Origin of the sequence: Brevibacterium limosum (assembly GCF_011617705.1) — a bacterium.
GTDB classification, from domain to species: domain Bacteria; phylum Actinomycetota; class Actinomycetes; order Actinomycetales; family Brevibacteriaceae; genus Brevibacterium; species Brevibacterium limosum.
This window is the reverse complement of sequence record NZ_CP050154.1, coordinates 2,234,764-2,249,771: the sequence shown is the minus strand read 5'-3', so window position 1 is coordinate 2,249,771 and position 15,008 is coordinate 2,234,764. Positions and strand designations below refer to the sequence as shown.

9 protein-coding genes are annotated in these 15,008 nt (G+C 65.1%); 7 read left to right on the top strand and 2 right to left on the bottom strand.

What is annotated here, in order from left to right; translation table 11 throughout:
* Nucleotides 1-171 precede the first annotated feature (171 nt).
* Entirely contained in the window at nt 172-2,817 is a 2,646-nt protein-coding gene (valS, locus tag GUY37_RS10080; protein WP_166825149.1) for a valine--tRNA ligase, read from the bottom strand.
* 186 nt (nt 2,818-3,003) lie between these two features.
* Between valS and GUY37_RS10075 the strand changes: the two genes are divergently transcribed.
* The 6 genes from GUY37_RS10075 (at nt 3,004) to ndk (ending at nt 10,937) form a co-directional block, all read left to right on the top strand.
* A complete protein-coding gene (locus GUY37_RS10075) occupies nt 3,004-4,248 on the top strand; it encodes an acyltransferase (RefSeq protein WP_166825147.1) in 1,245 nt (414 codons plus the stop codon).
* Nucleotides 4,249-4,311: 63 nt separating this feature from the next.
* Entirely contained in the window at nt 4,312-5,067 is a 756-nt protein-coding gene (locus GUY37_RS10070; protein WP_166825144.1) for an SDR family oxidoreductase, read from the top strand.
* A gap of 300 nt (nt 5,068-5,367) precedes the next feature.
* A complete protein-coding gene (gene ileS / locus GUY37_RS10065; RefSeq protein ID WP_166825141.1) occupies nt 5,368-8,631 on the top strand; it encodes an isoleucine--tRNA ligase in 3,264 nt (1,087 codons plus the stop codon).
* Entirely contained in the window at nt 8,628-10,073 is a 1,446-nt protein-coding gene (locus GUY37_RS10060; RefSeq protein WP_166825138.1) for a bifunctional folylpolyglutamate synthase/dihydrofolate synthase, read from the top strand. Before ileS ends, GUY37_RS10060 begins: the two co-directional genes overlap by 4 nt.
* Nucleotides 10,070-10,435, top strand: a complete 366-nt coding sequence (locus tag GUY37_RS10055; RefSeq protein WP_166825135.1) for a DUF4233 domain-containing protein — start codon at nt 10,070-10,072, stop codon at nt 10,433-10,435. Before GUY37_RS10060 ends, GUY37_RS10055 begins: the two co-directional genes overlap by 4 nt.
* 82 nt (nt 10,436-10,517) lie before the next feature.
* Nucleotides 10,518-10,937, top strand: coding sequence for a nucleoside-diphosphate kinase (gene ndk / locus GUY37_RS10050; RefSeq protein WP_166825133.1), 420 nt, complete (start codon nt 10,518-10,520; stop codon nt 10,935-10,937).
* A 102-nt stretch (nt 10,938-11,039) separates the two neighbouring features.
* On the opposite strand, the gene GUY37_RS10045 is transcribed toward ndk, so the two are convergent.
* Nucleotides 11,040-11,687, bottom strand: coding sequence for a vitamin K epoxide reductase family protein (locus GUY37_RS10045; RefSeq protein WP_166825130.1), 648 nt, complete (start codon nt 11,685-11,687; stop codon nt 11,040-11,042).
* A gap of 301 nt (nt 11,688-11,988) precedes the next feature.
* Between GUY37_RS10045 and GUY37_RS10040 the strand changes: the two genes are divergently transcribed.
* Nucleotides 11,989-14,925 carry an Rne/Rng family ribonuclease gene (locus tag GUY37_RS10040; RefSeq protein WP_228278134.1) on the top strand — a complete coding sequence of 979 codons (2,937 nt, stop codon included), beginning with the start codon at nt 11,989-11,991 and terminating at the stop codon, nt 14,923-14,925.
* Nucleotides 14,926-15,008 lie beyond the last annotated feature (83 nt).

The window sequence follows — 15,008 nt, the reverse complement described above, 5'->3', positions numbered from 1 at the left end:
CGAAAGCCGGACAGTTCGTGTGTCCGTTCCGGAACATGCGAAGAGCCCCACGGCTGCCCTTCCTCCGACCATGCGAAGAAAGGGGAGCCGTGGGGCTCATCCGGGACCGTCCCAGTCTCAGACTCTCCCGGAGATCCCGTTCGTTGTCAGTTCAGCCCGTTCGTTGTCAGTTCAGCTCTGTTCGACGAAGCTGATCTCGGCGATGGTGATCTCCTCACCGGCTTCCTCTGTCACCAGGGAATCGATGCGACCTGCGGCCTTGATGTCTCCCTCGGCGGCCTTGATCGCCGAGACGACCGAAGCCGGGGCCTGAATGGTCACCGAGGCGATCTCCGTCTTCTGCGAGACCTTGGCCTCGGTCTTCGTGCGGCGGATCTCGGTCAGCGCCGCAGCCACCGAAGCCAGCAGTTCGGGAGCGACGGACGAGCCCGGGTGGCTCAGTGCCTCATCGGCCGGCCACGCAGCACGGTGGACCGAACCTCTGCGCCACCATGACCAGACCTCTTCGGTGACGAACGGTGTGAACGGTGCGAAGAGACGAAGCAGGACGTCGAGGGCCGTGGCCAGGGTGACGTGCGCGGACATTTGGTCCTCGGTGCCCGAAGCGCCATAGGAGCGATCCTTGACGAGCTCGACGTAATCGTCGGTGAACTCCCAGAAGAAGCTCTCGGAGACACGGAGAGCATGAGCGTAGTCGTAGGCGGCCATATGTGTTCCGGCCTGTTCGACGACGTCGGCCAGCTTCGCCAGCAACGCTCGGTCGAGATCGTGTGTGACGGCGCCGAGCTGACCGATGAGCCCGGCGTGCACGCCCTGAGCCAGAGCGAACTTCGAGGCATTGAGCAGCTTCATGGCCAGGCGGCGGCCGATCTGCATCTGCGTGACGTCATAGGCGGTGTCGGCACCGAGCTTCGCACTGGCAGCCCAGTAGCGGACCGCGTCGGGGCCGTATCCCGGCTTCGCCTCGCTGAGGATGTCCGAGGGCACCACGACGTTGCCCTTCGACTTCGACATCTTCTTCCGGTCCGGATCGAGGATCCAGCCCGAGAGGCCGGCATGCTTCCACGGTGCCGCGTCATTGAGCGAGTTCGCTCGGACGACGGTGGAGAACAGCCAGGTGCGGATGATGTCGTGCCCCTGCGGGCGCAGGTCGAACGGGAAGACCTTTGAGAAGAACTCCTGATCCCGCGACCAGCCCCCGAGCAGCTGCGGAGTCAGTGACGACGTCGCCCAGGTGTCGAGCACGTCCGGGTCGGCGGTGAACCCTCCGGGCATATCGCGGTGGTCCTCTGTGAAGCCGGCAGGAGCCTCGGCGATGGGATCGCAGGGAAGCGATTCGGGAACGATCGGATTCTCGTAATCGGGCTGACCGTCGGCGTCGAGGCGGTACCACAGCGGAATGGGGACACCGAAGAAACGCTGCCGGGAGACCAGCCAGTCGCCGTGCAGGTTCTCCACCCAGTTCTCGTAGCGGGAGCGCATGTATGACGGATGCCATTCGATCTCTCGGCCGCGCGCGATGAGCGCATCCCGCAGCTCGGCCGAACGACCGCCGTTGCGGATGTACCACTGGCGGCTGGTGACGACCTCCAGCGGCTTGTCGCCCTTCTCGTAGAACGGGACGGGGTGGGTGATCGGCTCGATCTCACCGATGAGGTCACCGGAATCGATGAGCATCTGCGCAATGTCCTTGCGGGCAGAGAACGTGGTCTTTCCGGCCAGCGCCTCGTAGTTGCCTTTCGCCTCGGGCTTCGGCGAGTCGGCGATCCACTCCGGCACTTCGAGGTTGAGGCGGCCGCCGCGGTTGATCACCGCTCGGGTCGGCAGATCGAGTTCGCGCCACCAGGTCACATCGGTGAGGTCGCCGAAGGTGCAGACCATGGCGATGCCCGTGCCCTTGTCTGATTTCGCAAGCTCATGCGCGCGGATCTCGACGCTGACGCCGAAGAGAGGGGAGACGACGTTCGTCCCGAATCGGGAGGCATAGCGTTCGTCGTCGGGGTGGGCGACGAGCGCCACGACGGCGGGAATGAGCTCCGGGCGGGAGGTGAGGATGATGATCGGCTCCGCCGAAGTGTCGGCCAGGCCGTCAGCGCCCTCGGGGAAGAACTTCACCTTGTGATAGGCGCCTTCGCGCTCACGGTCCTCGAGTTCGGCCTGAGCCACCGCGGTGCCGAAGGTCACGTCCCACATGGTCGGGGCGTCCTGGGAGTAGGCGTGGCCGTTTTCGAGATCGGTGAGGAAGGCCCGCTGGCTCACGGCCCGCGAATCGTCATCGATCGTGCGGTACGTGTACTTCCAATCCACGGACAGGCCGGTGGAGCGGAAGAGGTCCTCGAACACCTTCTCGTCCTCAGCGGAGAGCTTCTCGCACAGTTCGATGAAGTTCTGGCGGGAGACCTTGACGAAGTCGCGCGAATTCTTCGGAGCCTTCTCCGGCGGCTGGAAGTCCGGGTCGTAGTGCCTGCTGGGGTCGCAGGTGACTCCGTAGTAGTTCTGCACTCGGCGTTCGGTCGGCAGTCCGTTGTCGTCCCAGCCGAGCGGGTAGAACACGTTCCTGCCGGTCATCCGCTGGTAGCGGGCGATGATGTCGGTCTGCGTATACGAGAACACGTGCCCGACGTGCAGCGACCCCGAGGCGGTCGGCGGGGGAGTGTCGATCGAGTAGACCTGCTCACGATCGGTGTCGACGTCGAAGGCGTAGACGTTCTGCTCGCTCCACGCGGCGTCCCATTTGTCCCGCAGGCCTTCGAGGGCCGGCTTCTCAGGCAGGTTCACTGACTCGTGCGTCGAGTCCGAAAAGGCAGGTGTGTTCATAGTTGCTGATTTTCTCACCCGGTTCGCGATCGGCCAAACCGGTTCGCACCCGCGACCGCGCGAAACCTCGCCGGACAGTGAAAGGAGCACTCGTGCCTCGGTTCGCCTCGGTCGACGAGGTGGGCCGTCTCACACTCTGAAGACGTGGTGAGACGCTTTGGCCGCAGGCAATGAGATTATGGTCGCATGGCGCCCTTGGACAGAATTCCGACAGAGAATCCGCCGCCCACGTCGACCGCGTGGATGAATCCGGCTCGGACGATCGCGATCATCGCCGTCGTGACCATCCATTCCCTGGGCACCGTCGTCGAAGAGAACTTCACTGGCATGGGTCCCGACTGGTGGCTGGCCAACGCCATCGACTCCGCCTGCCGGTGGTCGGTACCCGTATTCATCATGATCTCCGGTGCATTGGCGCTCGATCCCGACCGGGGCGGCAAACCGCGGAAGTTCCTGTCCAAGCGGGTCTGGCGCATCGGCATCCCCCTGGTGTTCTGGACCGTCGTCTACGTTCTGTTCCGTCGCTTCTATCTGCAGCCGGACGACGAAACCTGGAATCCGGGCATCGCGATCCTCACCGGGTCCCCCTTCGTGCAGCTCTACTTCCTCTACGTCCTCGCCGGACTGACCCTGCTCACGCCTTTCTTCCGCCTCCTCAGCGTCCACGGTTCCCGTCGGCTGCAGTGGGGGACCGGCCTGATCTTCCTCGGCATCGGCATGGCCGACCAATGGGTGTCGATGATCTTCGATGTCGGCGAAGCCAATATCGCCACTCGGTTCCTGCCGATGGCCGGTTTCTACATCCTCGGCTGGGTGCTGCGCGATATCGTCCTGTCCGTCAGGGGCGCCGTCCTGGCCTGGGCGAGCCTCATCGTCGCGATCGCCGGAACTGCCGTGTGGGCCGGTCTGGGACCCGGTGAGAAACCCTGGATGTTCCCCTACGAATACCTCGCCCCCGGAGTCGTCATCGCCTCCATGTCCGCCTACCTGCTCCTGCACTTCCATATGCGGTCCGGGTTCGAGCTCCTGCATCGCTTCTACCCGTATTCCTTCGGTGTGTTCCTCCTCCATCCGCTGCTGCTCTACCCGCTGCGCAATGCCATGGGTCTGCCGACCACCGTCCCCGGTGTCCTCCTCCACGCCGTCATCATGCCGATTGCGTACGCGATCATCTGCGCCGCTATCACCTGGCTGGCTGTGAAGATTCCCGGCTTCCGAGCCGTCTTCGGCGAAGGCGGACCCCGCAATCCGCATCCTCGACCGAGCGCGAACCAATCCCGTCCGCGTGCGAAGAACTCCCGCCCGAGCGCGCCGACGACCCCGGCCGAGGCCGCTTTCGCCCCGCCCGATCATGCCCGGAGCAGACCGGTCGACCTCGATCTCGACCGCGAAGACACCGCTCCCGGTCGCGAGCCGAACTCCGTAGACTGAATTCCGAACAGGACGTCCCCGCGATCCGATCCTGGTTCGCAATCCCGACAGAGGAGAACACAGATGGACACTCTCAGAGCAGTAGTCACCGGAGCGAGTTCCGGAATCGGCGCCGCCACGGTCAGGCAGCTGCGTGAACAGGGCTGGGACGTCGTGGCTGTGGCCCGCCGTGAGGACAAGCTCAAGGCACTCGCCGAGGAGACCGGAGCCGACTACATCGTCGCCGACCTCACCGATGACGCCGCCGTGGCGTCCATGGCCGAGCAGGTGCTCGCCGGGGGAGCCGTCCACTCGCTCGTGGCCAACGCCGGTGCCGCCTTCGGAACCGACACCGTCGCCGAGGCATCGGTCGACGGATGGCGCGACATGTTCGATATCAACGTCCTCGGTGTCCTGCGGGTCGTCAAGGCTCTGCTGCCGGCTCTCATCGACTCCGGTCGCGGGGACATCGTCGTCATGTCCTCGACCGCGGGCCATCAGGCCTATGAAGGCGGCGGCGGCTACGTCGCAGCCAAGCACGGCACCCACTCGATGGCGGCGACCCTGCGACTCGAACTCGCCGGCGAACCCGTACGCGTCATCGAGATCGCCCCGGGAATGGTCGCCACCGATGAGTTCACCTACAAACGCGTCGGCGGAGACGAGGAGAAAGCAGCGAAGGTCTACGACGGGGTCGAGAACCCGCTGACCGCCGACGACGTCGCCGACGCCGTCGTGTACACGCTCACCCGGCCCCACCATTTCAACGTCGATCTCATGGTCATCCGGCCCATCGCCCAGGCCGCTCAGCACAAGGTCGCCCGCAACCGGGGGCTGTGAGCACTCACGGCTCCTGCCGGGGCCGCCTCGGCGAGTGCCTGCCGGGTGGTCTCGGGCGGAGTCGACGGTATACGATTGTCATGCATCGATCCGGCCATCACCGGGGAGCATCCGGAAGAACGGAGCAGGCGTCCCAAGCGCCGAGTTCTCAGTAGACCCGGACGGGTGGACCCGTCATCGTCTGAGTCAATGAGCGATCCGCAGACTGACCCGAACCGGTCGGAATGCGGATAAGCGAGGTGGTACCGCGGCAGACTGTCGTCCTCGTGACAGTGACCGCAGTGACCCAGAAGGACGCTCATGACCCAGCCTCTCTATCCCAAGGTTTCGACCTCGACGTTCGGACTCTCCAGTTCCCCGAACTTCCCTGCCATCGAAGACGCTGTGCTGCGCTATTGGCAGGAAGACGACACCTTCAAAGCCTCGATCGCCCAGCGGGAGGCAGGCGAGAACGGTGAGAACGAGTTCGTCTTCTACGACGGTCCTCCCTTCGCCAATGGGCTGCCGCACTACGGCCACCTGCTCACCGGCTACGTCAAGGACGTCGTCCCCCGCTTCCAGACGATGCGGGGCAAGAAGGTCGACCGCCGGTTCGGTTGGGATACCCACGGTCTGCCCGCCGAGCTCGAAGCCGAGCGTCAGCTGGGCATCACCGACAAGTCCGAGATCGGCCGCATGGGTCTGGCCGCCTTCAACGATGCCTGCCGGTCCTCGGTTCTGCGCTATACGCAGGAATGGGAAGAGTATGTGACCCGTCAGGGCCGGTGGGTCGACTTCGACAACGACTACAAGACGCTCAACGTCGAGTACATGGAAAGCGTCATCTGGGCGTTCAAGCAGCTCTGGGACAAAGGCCTGGTCTACGAGGGCTACCGCGTCCTTCCCTACTGCTGGAAGGACGAGACGCCGCTGTCGAACCATGAGCTGCGCATGGACGACGACGTGTACAAGATGCGTCAGGACCCGGCAGTGACCATCGGGTACAAGCTCAAGGAAACCGATGAGTGGGTCCTCATCTGGACGACGACCCCTTGGACGGTTCCGTCGAACCAGGCCGTGGCCGTCAACCCGGAGATTCCGCTGGTCGCTGTGGTTCCCGGCGCCGATGGTGCCGAGGAGCTGCAGGGCAAGACCCTCATCCTCGCGGAGGCGCGCCTGGGCGCCTACGCCCGTGAGCTCGGTGCGGAACCGCAGATCCTGCGTTCCTTCCCCGGCAGCGAACTCGTCGGTGCCGCCTACGAGCCTCCTTTCCCCTACTTCGAGGGCGCGCAATCGGAATTCGGCGAGAACATGCATACGATCCTCGCCGCGGACTTCGTCACGGTCGAAGACGGCACCGGAATCGTCCACCAGTCGCCTGCCTTCGGCGAAGAGGACAAGGAACTCACGGACTCCTACGGCATCATCGCGGCCCGGCCCGTCGACGATGCCGGTCGCTTCGACCCGACCGTTCCCGACTACGCCGGCCAGCAGGTCTTCGACGCGAACAGGGCCATCATCAAGGACCTGCGCAACCACACCGGTCCGATGGAATCGCGCAGTGCGCTGCTGGTCCGCCACGAATCCTACGAACACTCCTACCCGCACTGCTGGCGCTGCCGCAACCCGCTGATCTACCGTGCGGTGTCGTCCTGGTTCGTCCGTGTCACCGAATTCAAGGACCGCATGGTCGAACTCAACGAGCAGATCAACTGGGTGCCCGACAACGTCAAGCACGGACAGTTCGGCAGATGGCTCGAGAACGCCCGCGACTGGTCGATCTCGCGCAACCGCTTCTGGGGGTCGCCGATCCCCGTCTGGATCTCATCCGACCCGGCCCACCCGCGCACCGACGTGTACGGGTCCCTGGCCGAGATCGAGGCCGACTTCGGTCGTCTGCCGCGCAACGACTCCGGGGACGTCGACCTGCACCGCCCCTGGGTCGATGACCTGACCCGTCCGAACCCGGACGACCCCACCGGCAGATCGGTGATGCAGCGCATCCCGGAGATCTTCGACGTGTGGTTCGACTCCGGGTCGATGAGCTATGCCCAGGTGCACTACCCGTTCGAGAACTCCGAATGGTTCGACAACCACTTCCCAGCCGACTTCATCGTCGAATACGTGGGACAGACCCGCGGCTGGTTCTACCTGCTGCACGTGCTGGCCACAGCGATCTTCGACCGTCCCGCATTCACGAACTGCATCTCCCACGGCATCGTGCTGGGCTCCGACGGGCAGAAGATGTCGAAGTCTCTGCGCAACTACCCCGATGTCAACGAAGTCTTCAACCGCGACGGCTCGGATGCCATGCGCTGGTTCCTCATGGCCTCATCGATCCTGCGCGGCGGCAACCTCGTCGTCACCGAACAGGGCATCCGCGACGGTGTCCGCCAGGTCGTGCTGCCGCTGTGGAACACGTGGCAGTTCTTCGCCACATATTCCAACGCCGCCGACGGCCCCGCGGGAGAGAAGACCGGCTACCAGGCCCAGGACCGCTATGACTCGTCCCAGGTCCTCGACCGCTACCTGCTGGCCAAGACCCACGACCTCATCACCGAGTTCGCCGAGGCGATGGACGGCCTGGACATCTGGGCGGCATGTGAGCTCGTCCGCAGCTACCTCGACATGCTCACGAACTGGTACGTGCGCCGCTCGCGCCGTCGCTTCTGGGACGGCGGCTCCGAGACCCACGAGTCATTCGACGTGTTCTTCACCTGCCTCGAAGCGTTCTGCCGGGTGGCGGCGCCTCTGCTGCCGTTCACGGTCGAAGAGATCTACCGCGGGCTGACCGGGCAGCGGTCGGTGCACCTGGCCGACTACCCGGACTCCGATGCCTTCCCCGCCGACGCCGATCTCGTCGCAGCAATGGACCTCACCCGCGACATCTGCTCCACCGCCTCCTCGGTGCGCAAGGCAAATCAGCTGCGGGTGCGACTGCCGCTGTCGCGGCTGACCGTGGCCACCGATACGGATCTGAGCTCCGATTTCACCGAGATCATCGCCGATGAGCTCAATGTGCGTTCCGTCGAGGTCCTCGACGTCGCCGAGGCGGAAGCCGCCGGATTCTCGCTGTCGCAGAATCTCGTCGTCAACGCCCGCGCCGCCGGTCCTCGTCTGGGCAAGCAGGTCCAGCAGGTCATCAAGGCCTCGAAGTCCGGGGACTGGTCAGTTACCGACGGCACCGTCGTCAGCGGCGGAATCGAACTCGTCGACGGTGAGTACACGCTCGAGTCCGTCGCCGAGTCCGGCACCGAAGGCATGGAGCTCGCAGCTCTCGACTCCGGATTCCTCGCCCTCGACACCCGGGTCACTGCGGAGCTCGAGGCCGAAGGAACGGCCCGAGATGCCGTGCGCGCCATCCAGGGCATCCGCAAGCAGCTCGACCTCGACATCTCCGACCGGATCGCCGTCACCATCGACGCCGGCACCGAGGCGGTCGCCGCACTCGAGCCCCACGCCGACCTCATCGCCGGTGAGACCCTGACGACCTCGCTGACCTTCGGCTCGACCGATGCCGACGCCGAGGTCTTCACTCCCGAGGAGCTGCCCGCAGGCACCCGTCTGGCGGTGAAGCGGGCATGACCGGCACCGATGACTCCGCCGACGAGGCGCAGACAGCGGATGATGCTGTGACCGAACCCGTCGTCGATGAGGCGACGCGGGCCGAGCTCGCCCGGGTCTACGCCCTGCTGCTGGCCCGGGCGGGGGAGACGCAGGTCGAGCTCCGGCTCGACGCGACGCGGCGGGCGTGCGAGGTCCTCGGCGACATCCACACCGCCGCCCCGACGATCACGATCACGGGCACGAACGGGAAGACCTCGACGGCGCGGATGATCGATTCGCTCATCACCGCTCACGAACTCCGCGTCGGCCGGTTCACCAGCCCCCACCTGCACTCGGTGACCGAACGGATCTCCGTGGACGGGGCTCCCGTGTCCGCGCAGACCTTCGTGCGGATCTATGACGAGATCGCCCCGTACCTCGATATCGTTGATGCCCAGCTCGAAGCCGAAGGCCGTGCGAAGCTGACCTACTTCGAGGCACTGACCGTTCTGGCCTTCGCCGTCTTCGCCGACGCCCCTGTCGATGTCGTCGTCACCGAGGTCGGCATGGGTGGAGCATGGGATTCGACGAACGTCGCCGACGCACAGGTGTGCGTCTTCACGAAGATCGGTCTCGATCATCAGGCGTTCCTCGGCGACACCATCGAGGAGATCGCTGCGACCAAGGCCGGTATCCTCGACCGCAGCGTCGACACGAGTCCGGCCCCGGAACCTGTCGCCGTGTCCGCCGTTCAGGACGAGGCCGCCCAGGCCGTCCTCGACGAGGAAGCGGCCCGCCGTGAGGTTCCGCTGGCCGCCGAGGAACGCGACTTCCGCCTCCTCGACCGGGAACGTGCCGTCGACGGTCAGCTCATCACCGTCCAGGGCCGGCGGGACGTCTACTCCGACCTGTTCCTGCCTCTGCACGGAATCCACCAGGCGCACAATGCCGCGGTCGCGATCGTCGCGGCCGAAGCCTTCCTCGGGGCCGAAGACAGACCGCTCGACCAGGAGACGGTGGCCGAAGGGCTGGCCCGTGTGACCTCGCCCGGCCGTGCCGAACTCGTGCGCACGGGACCCAGCGTGGTCGTCGACGGCGCTCACAACCCGGACGCCGCGCATGTGCTCGCCGATACCCTCGCCGAGGCGTTCGACTTCGACTACATCGTCATGGTGCTGGCGATGCTTGCCGACAAAGACAGCGACGGTGTCATCGAGGAGCTCCACCGCAGCGCCGATGTGTTCGTCGTCAGCGAGAATCTCAACTCCCGTGCGCTGCCGGTCGACGACCTCGCCGAGGTGGCCCGGGAGTGGGTCGACGAGGATTCCGTCCTCGTCGCCTCCGACCTCAATGCCGCACTGATGAAGGCCATCGACCTGGCCAACAGCGTCGATGCGAAGAGTCCGGGGATCGTGATCACCGGCTCCATCTACACCGTGTCCGAAGCCCGCCTGCTGCTCGGAAGAGGGGAGGAGCGATGAAATCGAAGTACCCGGTGCTGTGCGGGTCGATCCTCATCTGCGAACTCGTCGTCGTCTACTTCGCCGTGCTCACGACCTTCGGCCTGTCGGTGAAGTCGGCGCAGACCCTGACCTTGGCTCAGCTGCTCATCGGGGCTTCGATCGTCGCTGTACTCGCGATCGTCGCGGTCGCCCTGCTGCCGCGTCGGATCGGCGAGAAGCGCCCCGGTGTGATCCTCGGCTGGGTCGTCCAGGTGCTGCTTCTGGCCTCCGGCTTCGTGCTGACCTCGATGTTCTTCGTCGCAGCGCTCTTCATCGCCCTGTGGGCGACGGCCGTCTACTGGTCGGCCCGCATCGACCGCGAGGTCGCCGCACGAGGCTGAACCCCGACGGCGCCGAGGCGTTCCCGCCTCGGCGCCCGGGTAGACTGTGGACCGACGTCCACACGCAATCGGAAGGACCGGAATGGAACGTACGCTCATTCTCATCAAGCCCGACGGAGTCGCTCGCGGACTCGTCGGACAGATCGTGGCCCGTATCGAAGCCAAGGGCTATGTGATCGACGCCTTGGATCTGCGTTCGGCCACCGCAGCCGAACTGGCAGCGCACTATGCCGAACACGAAGGCAAGCCCTTCTACCAGCCGCTCGTCGACTTCATGTCCGAAGGACCGATCGTCTCGATCATCGCGTCCGGACAGGGCGTCATCCCCGGCTTCCGGTCGCTGGCCGGCGCCACCGACCCGACGGCCGCTGCCCCGGGCACGATCCGCGGTGACCTCGGCCGCGACTGGGGTGAGAAGGTGCAGAAGAACCTCGTCCACGGCTCCGATTCCACCGAATCGGCCGAACGCGAGATCGGAATCTGGTACCCGGCCGGAGGCTGAGATCCGACAGAAGGCCGAGCCGAGCCGATGACCGAGCCGCGCCGGTCGAATCAGTGAGGGCGCCCTGCCACACGGTGGGGCGCCCTCACTGCATCCGGATGGTCAGAGCAGGTTGGAGAAGAATGCCCAGAACTGAACGACGATGCAGGCGAAGATGATGAGCATCCACAGTACGGACAGGGCGATGTTCTCTTTGGCCAGGACCCTCAGCACGGCATTGTCAGCGGCACGCCGGCTGAAGGAAGCGGTGAGCACATTGCGCGCGGTGACGCTCATGAACATCGGAATCGTCACCGTCCACACGACGATGCACCACGGGCAGCCGACTCCGATCCTGTAGATCGAGACGTAGAACAGGAACATCACCAGCGCCACACCGCAGCCCAGCCCGATGTTCAGCCCCACCATCACCCACCGGGGCAGACGGGTCCCGGACAGGATGAGCACACCGAGAAGCAGAGGGATGACGAACGCCGCAACGCCCAGGAGCTGATTGGGAAAGCCCAGCAGCTCCGCTTCTGCATGCTCCATGACCGAACCGCAGGAGAAGAACGGATTGAGATCACAGGAGAGCACGACATCCGGGTTCTCCAGCTTCTCGTACTTCTCCGCCGACAGGGAGAACGAAGCGAGGAAGCCGATGACGGAGGCGATGATGAGGAAGATCCCGAACGGAGCGGATCTGAGCACCCACGACGAGGTCGCATCAGCGGTGTCGAGGTCATCGGAGTGAGTCAGTGTGGTGTTCACCCCTCAAGAATGCCTGGCCGCGTCCTGCGCGGCAAACCCCGCGCCTCACGAAACCTCAGCGCAGAGGCACTTCTATGACATAATGGTCTGACGGATACCTGCTCTCACACCGAGCAGGAGAAGTGCCTCCACCGAGTCGAGGGTATGACCTCGCAGGTCGACAACAAGATGAGGCAGCACGGAAGGCCTACGCGCTGAGCGCGAGCCGGACGTGCCATCCACAGGTTTCGGTCCGTTTTGGACCATGCAAGGATCCGAAGATCCGTACGGTGTGGACGGCGTCTTCGGACTGGGAGAACTGATGAACGATACGTCGAACGACGGTACAGAGTCGACAGATCCGACCGAAGGCATTCTCGCGGACCTCGCGAATCTGCAGCAGTCGGCAGGTGCCAAGGACGCCGCATCCGAAGATGTCGACGACAGCGTGCGCGCACGCCTCGACGACATCGCCGAGGCGGCCGAATCGCTGCGCATCGGCGACGCCGATGACAGCGAGGACGAGGACGACGAACCCGCCGCTGACCGAGGCGGGCCGAAATCCGCACGCGACGCCGTGGCCAATCGGGGGCTGGTCTTCGAAGAGTTCGTCCGCGGAGAGGACGACGATGACGATTCCGATGACGGAGAGGATTCGGATGACGCCCCGGGGACTGCGCAGCCAGCGCCGAGCTTCGACCCGCGCAATCCCTTCGCCGCCCCCGCTCCGAGGGCTGCCGCGCCCGAACCTCGCACCGCCCCGGCGGTGCCCTATGACGGCGGGCTGATCTTTCAGGTGCCGAAGGCCGAACACGCCGAGGCCGTCACGATCGAGGACGACGATTCCGACGATGCCTGGGACGATTCCCCAGAGACCGATGACGACACGTCGTCGACTCAGCGGAACAGCCAGGGCGACAGCGACGAGGATGAGTCCTCCAACGGTCCGCGCCGACGTCGGGGCGGCCGTGGGCGGCGGTCGCGCAACCGCGACGACTCCCATGACGAGTCCTCGGACTCCGCCGATGACTCGAAGGACCCCGAGGACGACTCCTCGGACTCAGCCGACAGCCAGGACTCGAAGCCATCGAAGCGGGGATCGCGTTCGAGCAATCGAGGATCGAAGCAGACCACCGATTCGCACGCCGAGGACTCACACTCGAAGTCGGATCACAAGGACTCCGACGATTCCGATTCCGACGACAGTGACGACGACTCCGACGACGGTTCGCGCCGGCGCCGCCGTCGTCGTTCCCGCACCCGCAGCACCGACCGCGACGAGGTCACCTCGCTCAAGGGTTCGACTCGCCTCGAAGCCAAGCGTCAGCGCCGCAAGGAGGGCCGCGAGGCCGGACGTCGCCGCCCCATCATCACCGAGGCCGAATTCCTCGCCCGCCGTGAGTCCGTCGACCGCACGATGCTTGTGCGTGAGAGCGGCGACCAGACTCAGCTCGTCGTCGTCGAAGACGGGATCGCGGTCGAGCACTACCTCAAGGAGAACCGTCAGCAGTCCTCGCTGATCGGCAACGTCTACCTGGGCAAGGTCCAGAACGTGCTGCCGAGCATGGAGGCGGCATTCATCGACATCGGCAAGGGCCGCAACGCCGTGCTCTATGCCGGTGAAGTCAATTGGGACGCCCTCGGCATGGACGGCAAGGCACGCCGCATCGAAACCGCGCTGAGCCCCGGCGATGCCGTGCTCGTGCAGGTGACGAAGGATCCGATCGGACACAAGGGCGCCCGTCTGACCAGTCAGATCTCTCTGCCGGGACGCTTCCTCGTCTACGTGCCCGGCAATTCGATGACCGGAATCTCGCGGAAGCTGCCTGACAACGAGCGGGCACGCCTGAAGAAGCTGCTCAAGCAGCTCGTCGGCGATTCGAACGGCGTCATCGTGCGCACCGCCGCCGAGGGAGCCACCGATGACGACCTCTCGCGTGATGTCGAACGTCTCGCCAAACGGTGGGAGACGATCGAGAAGAAGTCGAAGTCGACGAAGGTGCTGGCGCCGCAGCTGCTCTACAGTGAGCCGGACATGATCGTGCGCATCATCCGTGATGTCTTCAACGAGGACTTCAGCTCGCTCGTCATCGACGGCGACGGTGCGTGGAACACGATCCACGAGTACGTCGAGTCCGTGGCCCCGGACCTGCTCGATCGTGTCCACAGCTACAACGAGGACAAGGACATCTTCGACCACTATCGGATCGAAGAGCAGGTCCAGAAGGCGCTGCAGCGCACGGTGAATCTCCCCTCGGGCGGTTCGCTCGTCATCGACCGCACTGAAGCGATGACGGTCGTCGACGTCAACACCGGCAAGTTCACCGGGTCCGGAGGCAACCTCGAGGAGACGGTGACCCGCAACAACCTCGAAGCCGCCGAGGAGGTCATCCGCCAGATCCGCCTGCGTGACATCGGCGGAATCATCGTCGTCGACTTCATCGACATGGTGCTCGAATCCAACCGCGATCTCGTGGTGCGCCGCCTCGTCGAGTGCCTCGGCCGCGACCGGACGAAGCATCAGGTCGCCGAGGTGACTTCCCTGGGACTCGTGCAGATGACGCGCAAGCGCATCGGCACCGGACTCGCCGAATCCCTGGTCAGCGCCGGGGAGGACCTCACCGGACGGGGACTGCTGCTTCCGGGCTCGGAAGAAGACGGATCGAAGGCTCACCGGGGCAACCGGTCGTCGAACCACGACAACCGCCGTGACCGCAAGCGTCGCGGTGACTCCGGTTCGAAGTCCAAGCACAACGAGTCCGAATCGACCGAGGAAGCCGTGTCTTCTGATGCTTCCCGGACAGCCGTCGCCGCGATCGCGAAGGCCACTCTGAAGAAGGACGACAGCGAATCGACCGAGGCGAAGTCCGACACCCCGCCTCACACTGACGATTCGACGAGCAGCGATGAGAGCGGAAAGTCCCGGTCGCGCTCACGCAGCGGACGGCGCCGGTCGCGCTCGAACCGCAGCGGCGATTCGCAGACCGAGTCATCCGGTGAGCAGACGACCGGCGGCGAGCAGGCGCCGGCGGCAGAGCAGAATCCTGCGGCCGAGCAGAAAGACGCAACCGAAGCTCAGCCTGCCGCCGACGAGCCGAAGGACCTGCCGCTGATGATCGGTGCGGACAGCGAGACTAAGGTCGCTGCCGCGGCGCCGGTCAAGCGCACCCCGGCGAAGAAGAGCGAACCGGCGAAGAAGGCTGCCGAGCCCAGCCAGGAACAGCTGCCGACCTCGTTCGTCATCATCGGCGAGGACTGAGCTCCTCCGCTTCTCTGAGACCGACAGAGCCCCGCCGACGTCATCCGTCGTCGGGGCTCTGTCGTCTCCGGTGGATCCTGCGC